The following is a 7057-nucleotide window of genomic DNA, read 5'->3' on the forward strand; positions in this document are numbered from 1 at the left end:
GTGTCCCCCCTCGTTCTGGGAGGGATGGACATGAACAAGATCGTCGCCGCCGTCGTCGCGGGCTTTTTGGCCGCCACGCCCGTCGCCGCCTCGGCGCAGGACTACGGGCGCTACAGCGACGCCGCCGCGCAGACCGAGCTGTCGCGCCTGGCGGATGTGCAGATGGCGGTCATGGTGCCAATGCGCGACGGCGTGGGACTGGCCACCAATGTCTATCGCCCCAAGAACGCGTCCGGCCCGTTGCCGACCGTTTTCGTCCGCACGCCCTATAACGAGCTGGCCTACAACGCCCGCACCACGCGCTCGGCCCTGAGCTGGGTCAGCAAGGGCTATGCCTTCGTCATCCAGAACGAACGGGGACGGTATTTCTCGGGCGGGGACTATCAGATCCTGGGCTATCCCCAGACCGACGGCTATGACGCCCTGACGTGGATCGCGGCCCAGCCCTGGTCGAACGGCAAGGTCGGCACCCTGGGCTGTTCGTCCTCCGCAGAATGGCAGTTGGCCCTGGCGGCCCAGAACCACCCGGCCCACGCCGCCATGGTGCCCCAGGCCTCGGGCGCCGGCATCGGCAAGGTCGGCCGGTTCCAGGAACAGGGCAACTGGTACACCGGGGGCGTGCCGCGCAACCTGTTCTTCGTGTGGCTGTACGGCGTGGACAATCCGCAGCGCGCCCAGATCCCGATGGATCTCGATCAGGAAACCCGAGCCCGCATCGTTCGCTACAACGACCTGGACGCCAAGAAGCCGGATGTGAACTGGCCCAGCCAGATCCGGCATCTGCCGGTCAACGAGATGCTGAAGGACCTGGGCGAGCCGGCCGGCACGTTCGAGGAACTGATCGCGCGCACCCCGTCCGATCCGGCCTGGCGTCAGGGCGGCCTGTATCACGACGACATGGGCTGGGGCGTGCCGTCCCTGTGGTTCAACAGCTGGTATGATGTCTCGATCGGGCCGAACATGGAGCTGTTCAACCACGCCCGGTCCACGACCCAGGATCGCGAGGCGGCCGAGAACCAGTACGTCGTGGTCGGCCCCAACAACCACTGCGCCTTTGCGGGCCTGGGGCCAAACTACAAGTCGGGCGACCGCCCGCTGGGCGACGCCACCTTCGACAGCGACGCCCTGGTGCACGCCTGGTTCGATCGCTGGCTGAAGGGCGAGCGCCGCGCCTTCCCCGAGAGCACGCCGCATGTGCAGTATTTCAACATGGGTGAAAACGCCTGGCGCACGGCCGCTCAGTGGCCTCCGGCCGGGGTCAAGACGGTGCGGATGTACCTGCGCTCGGGCGGCGGGGCCAACAGCTTGAATGGCGACGGCTTGCTGAGCCTTCAGGCGCCGCCCGCCGGCGAACCGGCCGACCGCTATCGCTATGATCCGATGAACCCGGTCCAGACCATCGGCGGCGGCGATTGCTGCAACGGCGGGCTGGTCACGGCCGGGGCCTTCGATCAGCGACCGATCGAAGCGCGCAACGACGTGCTGGTCTATACCTCGGAGGCGCTGACAGAGCCGATGCAGGTCACCGGCTTCATCGACGCGGTGCTGAAGGTGTCGTCCTCTGCGCCCGACACCGATTTCGCGGTCAAGCTGGTGGACGTGGCGCCGGACGGCACGGCCTATATTCTGGGCGACACCATCATGCGGGCGCGCTATCGCAACGGCTATGACCGTCCCGCGCCCCTGACGCCGGGCCAGGTGGCGACGGTGCAGCCCACGCCGCTGACCATCAGCAACACCTTCCAGCCCGGTCACCGCATCCGGGTCGAAGTCACCAGCTCCAACTTCCCAAAGTTCGTGCGCAACCTGAACACGGGCGGACCGAACGAGACGGAGAGCCAGGGCGTGGTCGCCGACAACGCCGTCCATCACGCGGGTGACGACGCGTCCTACATCGATCTGCCTGTGGTGAAATAGGCGCCCCCGCGCCGAAGTCGCTGGCGTCCCCTGTCGTCGGATTCTAGGCTGACGACAGGGATTTGGGAGGCGACATGGCGGCGTTGACGCTGGATGCGGTGAACAAGCGATACGGCGATTTCCACGCCGTGCGCGATCTGAGTTTTCAGGTCGAGAAGGGGTCGATCTGCGGCTTTCTGGGACCGAACGGGGCGGGCAAAACCTCGACCCTGCGAATGATCCTGGGGTTGCAGCCGGCGTCGTCGGGGCGGATCGAGATCCTGGGCACCGACGACGGGCGCAGGGTGCGCGATCGGATCGGTTTCCTGCCCGAGGAACGCGGCCTCTATAAAAAGATGACGCCGGTCGAGGCCATCGCCTTCTTCGGCGCGCTGAAAGGCCTGCCGGTCGCCGAAGGCCGCAAGCGCGCCAAGACCCTGCTGGAGCAGCAGGGGCTCGGCGAGGCGCAGAAAAAGAAGATGAAGGAGCTGTCCAAGGGGATGGCGCAGAAGGTGCAGTTGATCGCCTCGGTCGTGCATCAGCCAGAGTTCGTCATCCTGGACGAGCCCTTCTCCGGTCTGGACCCGATGAACCAGCAGGGTCTGGAGGCGATGATTCGCGGGCTGGCCGCGAACGGCGCCACGGTGCTGTTCTCCACCCACGTGATGCAGCATGCCGAGCGGCTGTGCGACAAGGTCGTGCTGCTGGCGCGTGGCAAGAAGGCGTTCGAGGGGACGGTGGATCAGGCCAAGGCCACCTCGCCGCGCTTCCTGGATCTGGACGGCGCGATCAGCGCGGACGCCGCTGCCGCCCTGCCCGGCGTGGCGGGCGTCGAGACCCTGTCCGACGTCGATGGTGTGCGTCGTCTGAAGATCGCCCTGGCGCCCGGCGCTGGGGGTCAGGACACGTTGAAGACGGCCTTCCTGAACGGCCTGGACGTGCGCGGCTTCGCGCTGAAGGAGCCGACGCTGCACGACGCCTTCATCGGCCTGACCGGCGACCATCCCGACCAACCCGTCGCATCCGTGGAGGCTGTCCGATGAACCGCACCCTGCTGATCGCGCGACGCGAATATGTCGCCTACGCCAAGACCGTCGGCTTCTGGCTGTCGCTTCTGGCCTTCCCCCTGTTCGCCGTGCTGGGCGGCGGCATTCCGGCGCTGATCAAGGCCTCTGAGCCGATCAAGTCGGTGGCGGTGATCGAGGAAGGCCCCAATGCGACAGGTCTGGCCGCCGTCGTGCGCGCCTCTCTGCAAGCCGACGTGGATCGTCAGAACGAGCGCTTGCGCGAAGCCGCTGAAAAGGGACAGGCGGGCGCCGGGCGCGCCGTCGCCTCCATTACCGGCCCCAAGATCCGTCTGGTTGACACGCCGCCCGCCATCGCCGACGCCGTCGGCCCGGCCCGTGACGAGGCGATCCGCAAGGCGCTGGACAAGCAGACCTCGAAGGCCAGGCGCCTCGACGCCGTGGTCTTCCTAAGCCGCACGGATGGCAAGCCCGCCGCCCAGGTCTGGACCGCGCGCGCCACCGACAACGACGTTTCCGGCTTCGTCCGAAATGCCCTGCGTGATGCCCGACGCACCGAACTTCTGACCGCCGCCGGGGTCGCCCCGGCCGTGGCGCAGGAGGTTCAGACCTTCCGACCGGAGGTGAAGTCCTTCTCGCCCAGCGCCGCCAGCGGGGGCGAGGTGTCGATGCGTGACCGAATCCCGTCGTTCATCGGCTTGGGCGTCGGCTTCCTTTTGTGGTCGCTGGTCATCACAGGGGCCTCCATCCTGCTGAACAGCGTGATGGAGGAGAAGTCGAACAAGATCCTAGAGGTGCTGCTGTCCTCGGCCTCGGCGACCGAAATCCTGACGGGCAAGGTGCTGGGCGTGGCGCTGCTGACCCTGACGGTCATGGGGGTCTGGGGCGGGATCGGGGCCTTCACCCTGATTTCGGCCTCGCCCGAGACGGCGGCGACGGTCGGACAGGTTCTGCTGCACGACGGCCTGATCTTCTATTTCATCGCCTATATGGTCGGCGGCTACCTGATGTATGCGGTGCTGTTTGCGGCCATCGGCGCATTCTGCGAGACGCCGCGCGACGCCCAGACCCTGATGGGGCCGATCATGATGATCCTGGTCGTGCCGATCCTGGTGATGCAGATGGCCCTGACCAGCCCGGATGCGCCGGTGGTGAAGGTTCTGTCCTGGATCCCCTTCTTCACCCCCTTCCTGATGAGCGCCCGCGCGCCCAGCGATCCACCGCTGGTGGAGGTGATTCTGACGCTGATCGGCATGTTCGCGACCGCCGCCTTCATGGTGTGGATCGCCGGGCGGGCCTTCCGCGCTGGCGCGCTGTCGGACGTAAAGCTGAGCTGGAAGAGCTTCGGCCGGGCGATTACCGGACGGGCGTAGGCGGCACGATTGTCTCCTCCCTGTCGCGTCGCGATGGGGAGGTGGCGCGGCGCTTCTTCTGTCGGACTTCAAGAGTGCTCCACAACACTCCGCAGAAACGAAACGCAAAGAAAAAGGCCGCTTCCCGAAGGAAGCGGCCTTAAATCTTTCGGCTTTCGCCGGGGTCTTAACGACCGCCGGGAACGCGCGGCTTCGGCGCGGGCAGCAGGCCCTCGCGCTGCATGCGCTTGCGCGCCAGCTTGCGGGCGCGACGGATGGCTTCGGCCTTTTGACGGGCGCGCTTTTCCGAGGGCTTCTCGAAGTGCACGTGGCGCTTCATTTCACGGAAGCTGCCCTCGCGCTGCATCTTCTTCTTCAGGGCTTTGAGCGCTTGGTCGACGTTGTTGTCGCGAACGAAAATCTGAACCAGGTTAAACTCTCCTTTGGCCGCCCGCCGCGTCCTGTGAGGGAGACGGGCGAACAAAATAAAATCGTCTTCCGACAGCCGGGCTCTCGGATGAAGGCGCGCTGATACACGAGCCGCCTCCTTCTGTCCAGATCGTCGCGACCATTCTTCAAGGCTCGAAACGCCATGACGACCGGCGTATGATCGCCCTTATGACCGAGACGACAGACTGGGCCGACCGGACCGAACAGACCGTGCTGGACGCCGCCATCGCCCGCGCGCCCGCGCTGGGTTGGAACGCGCGTCTGGTGCGCGAGGCCTGCGAGGCGTGCGGGCTGTCACAGGGCGACGAGGAATTGCTGCTGCCCAACGGCGCGCGCGATCTGGCGGCCCTGCTGTCGCGCCGCCATGATGCGAGGGCGCTGGCGGCTCTGGGTGAAATCGACGCCAAGTCGCTGAAGATTCGCGAGCGAATCGCCCGCGCCGTGTCCGAGCGGATGGAGGCGGGCGCCGCCGATCTGGAGGCCACGCGTCGCTGCGCCGCCTTCCTGGCCCTGCCCGTCAACGCCGATCTGGGGCTGAAACTGGCTTGGGAGAGCGCGGATCATCTGTGGCGCTGGGCCGGGGACGAGGCGACCGACTGGAATCACTATTCGAAGCGGACGATCCTGTCGGGCATCCTGATTCCCGCCTTGACCATGCGCTGGTTCGACGGACGCGAAGCGGCGGAGGCCTTCGTCGCCCGCCGGATCGAAAACGTCATGGCCTTCGAGAAGTGGAAGGCGGGCAAGGACTTCGACGCGCCGTTCCGAAAGGTCAGCGATGCGCTGAGCCGCATGCGGTATGGGGCGAAAGCCTAGACCGCACCCAGCACCCGGTTCACATGGGCCATCTTGCGGCCGGGGCGGGCCTCGGCCTTGCCATAGAGGTGAAGGCGTTCGTCGGACTTGGCCGACAGTTTGCGCCAGTCCTCGACCTCGTCGCCCAGCAGGTTGGTCATTTCGATGCGGGCGTGGGCCGTCGTGGGGCCGAGCGGCCAGCCGGCGACGGCGCGGATATGCTGTTCGAACTGGTCGCAGACGCAGCCGTCCTGGGTCCAGTGGCCGGTGTTGTGAACGCGCGGGGCGATCTCGTTGACGAGAAGCACGTCGTCTCCGAGATCAAACAGCTCGACGCCCAGAACGCCGACGTAGTCCAGCCCGTCCAAGATCGCCTCGGCGATGGCGCGGGCGCGAACTTGCGTTTTCTCGTCCACGACGGCGGGGGCCAGGGTGGTGCGCAGAACGCCGCCCTCGTGCCGGTTCTCGCCCAGCGGATAGACCGCCATATGGCCGTCCCAGTCGCGGGCGGCGATGACCGACAGTTCGCGCACGAAGGTCGCCTTGGCCTCCAGGATGGCCGGACGACCGCCCAGGCTTTCCAGGGCGGCGGGCGCGTCCTCGATGGAGTGGATCCAGACCTGGCCCTTGCCGTCATAGCCTTCGCGGCGGGTCTTTAGCAGGGCGGGCAGGCCCAGCTCGGTCAGGCCGACAACCAGGTCGTCCAGCGTGTCGACGACGGCGAAGGCGACCGTCGGGGCGCCGACGGCGTTCAGGAAGGTCTTTTCGTCCACCCGGTCCTGCGACACGCGTAGTGCAGTCGGTCCCGGCGCGACGAGGGCCCCGGCCTCGGCCAAACGCTCGATGGATTCGGCCGGCACGTTCTCGAACTCGAAGGTGACGACATCGGCGGCGCGGCCCAGCGCCGACAGGGCCTTGGGGTCGTCATAGGCGGCGACGATCTGGCGCGCCGAGACCCGGCCGGCCGGGCTGTCGGCCTCGGGGTCCAGGATCACGACGTCGAAGCCCAGTCGCGATGCGGCCTGGCTCAGCATCCGGCCCAGCTGGCCTCCGCCGATGATGCCGAGGGTCGAACCGGGGGGAAGCGGAAGATCAGGCACTCAGTCCTCGACGGATTCTGCGACGGATTCGGTCTGGGCGGCGCGGAAGGCGGCCAGGCGTCCGGCCAACCCCTCGTCCGACAGGGCCAGGATCTGGGCGGCCAGGATGCCGGCGTTGGCGGCCCCCGCCTCGCCGATGGCCAGGGTGGCGACCGGAACGCCCGCCGGCATCTGAACGATCGACAGAAGGCTATCCATGCCCTTCAGCGCCTTGGACTGGACCGGTACGCCCAGCACCGGCAGTTCGGTCATGGAGGCGGCCATGCCCGGCAGGTGGGCGGCGCCCCCTGCCCCGGCGATGATGACCTTGTATCCGGCGGCCTTGGCGCCCGTGGCGAAATCGACCAGGCGTTGGGGCGTGCGGTGGGCGCTGACGACCTTGGCGTCCCAGGCGACGCCCAGTTGATCCAGGCGATCGGCGGCCAGCTTCATGGTCGGC

7 protein-coding genes are annotated in these 7057 nt (G+C 67.2%); 4 read left to right on the forward strand and 3 right to left on the reverse strand.

The window, feature by feature from the left end:
• Positions 1 to 30: 30 nt before the first annotated feature.
• From RT123_RS07105 to RT123_RS07115, 3 genes are all read left to right on the forward strand, one after another.
• Positions 31 to 1917, forward strand: coding sequence for a CocE/NonD family hydrolase (locus tag RT123_RS07105; RefSeq protein WP_313008530.1), 1887 nt, complete (start codon positions 31 to 33; stop codon positions 1915 to 1917).
• A 74-nt stretch (positions 1918 to 1991) separates the two neighbouring features.
• Complete coding sequence (locus RT123_RS07110; RefSeq protein ID WP_313008531.1) at positions 1992 to 2939, forward strand: ATP-binding cassette domain-containing protein; 948 nt, start codon at positions 1992 to 1994, stop codon at positions 2937 to 2939.
• A complete protein-coding gene (locus RT123_RS07115) occupies positions 2936 to 4294 on the forward strand; it encodes an ABC transporter permease (RefSeq protein ID WP_313008532.1) in 1359 nt (452 codons plus the stop codon). Before RT123_RS07110 ends, RT123_RS07115 begins: the two co-directional genes overlap by 4 nt.
• A 166-nt stretch (positions 4295 to 4460) precedes the next feature.
• Here the strand turns inward: RT123_RS07115 and rpsU are convergent, their stop codons facing one another.
• Positions 4461 to 4703, reverse strand: a complete 243-nt coding sequence (gene rpsU / locus RT123_RS07120; protein WP_026108547.1) for a 30S ribosomal protein S21 — start codon at positions 4701 to 4703, stop codon at positions 4461 to 4463.
• A 188-nt stretch (positions 4704 to 4891) separates the two neighbouring features.
• On the opposite strand from rpsU, the gene RT123_RS07125 reads away from it, so the two are divergent.
• Positions 4892 to 5539 carry a COQ9 family protein gene (locus RT123_RS07125; RefSeq protein ID WP_199060887.1) on the forward strand — a complete coding sequence of 216 codons (648 nt, stop codon included), beginning with the start codon at positions 4892 to 4894 and terminating at the stop codon, positions 5537 to 5539.
• Here the strand turns inward: RT123_RS07125 and RT123_RS07130 are convergent.
• Together RT123_RS07130 and purE are read right to left on the reverse strand one after the other, a co-directional pair.
• Positions 5536 to 6618, reverse strand: coding sequence for a 5-(carboxyamino)imidazole ribonucleotide synthase (locus tag RT123_RS07130; protein ID WP_313008533.1), 1083 nt, complete (start codon positions 6616 to 6618; stop codon positions 5536 to 5538). The two genes, RT123_RS07125 and RT123_RS07130, sit on opposite strands and share 4 nt — an antisense overlap.
• Positions 6619 to 7057 (reverse strand): 5-(carboxyamino)imidazole ribonucleotide mutase (gene purE / locus RT123_RS07135; protein ID WP_313008534.1); only part of this gene is annotated, 439 nt, incomplete at its 5' end.

The organism is Brevundimonas vesicularis (genome assembly GCF_032067225.1).
Lineage (GTDB): Bacteria > Pseudomonadota > Alphaproteobacteria > Caulobacterales > Caulobacteraceae > Brevundimonas > Brevundimonas vesicularis_F.

Excerpts from the sequence above, each read along its gene's own strand:
- RT123_RS07105 (WP_313008530.1), top strand. The coding sequence starts at position 31 with ATGAACAAGATCGTCGCCGCCGTCGTCGCGGGCTTTTTGGCCGCCACG.
- RT123_RS07110 (WP_313008531.1), top strand. The coding sequence starts at position 1,992 with ATGGCGGCGTTGACGCTGGATGCGGTGAACAAGCGATACGGCGATTTC.
- RT123_RS07115 (WP_313008532.1), top strand. The coding sequence starts at position 2,936 with ATGAACCGCACCCTGCTGATCGCGCGACGCGAATATGTCGCCTACGCC.
- RT123_RS07125 (WP_199060887.1), top strand. The coding sequence starts at position 4,892 with ATGACCGAGACGACAGACTGGGCCGACCGGACCGAACAGACCGTGCTG.